Below are 446 nucleotides of genomic sequence, written 5' to 3'. Positions count from 1 at the left end.
TCATGCGCAGACGTTCGCCGCGCCGACAGCGGCCGTAGAGCCGGGTCATACTGGTGCCGGCCGATGTCGGAGACTGGGTCGCGGTCCGGCGTCTTGCGGCCGGTATCCAGCGTGCAACCGGCAATAACGTGAGGCTTGCCTATACCGATCAGGGCTACACCGGCGAGGCAGCCGCCGATACCGCCGCAGCCGAGGGGATTGCCCTTGACGTCGTCAAACGTCCGGAAGCAAAGCGCCGATTCGTCCTCGTGCCTCGACGCTGAGTAGTGGAACGGTTCTTCGCCTGGGCTACACGCTGCCGCCGGCTGGTCAAGGATTACGAGCGCTATGCCGCAACGCTCGCTGGCTTCCATGTCATCGCTTTCGTCGGGTACACGCTCAAGCACGCCGCGGACCCGATGCAGAGTGCCCAAGAGTCCGTTTGAGAAAGGCTCAATGATGGGCGA

Annotated in this window: 1 pseudogene; it reads left to right on the top strand. The window is 63.9% G+C overall.

Going from position 1 to position 446, the window contains the following annotated elements:
- Positions 1 to 50: 50 nt before the first annotated feature.
- Positions 51 to 425, top strand: a pseudogene (locus B8460_RS20685) (transposase); the annotation flags it as partial.
- Positions 426 to 446 lie beyond the last annotated feature (21 nt).

Source organism: Acidisphaera rubrifaciens HS-AP3 (assembly GCF_000964365.1).
Classification (GTDB): domain Bacteria; phylum Pseudomonadota; class Alphaproteobacteria; order Acetobacterales; family Acetobacteraceae; genus Acidisphaera; species Acidisphaera rubrifaciens.
Note: the sequence above shows the minus strand (reverse complement) of the source record. Positions and strands in the feature narration are given on the sequence as shown.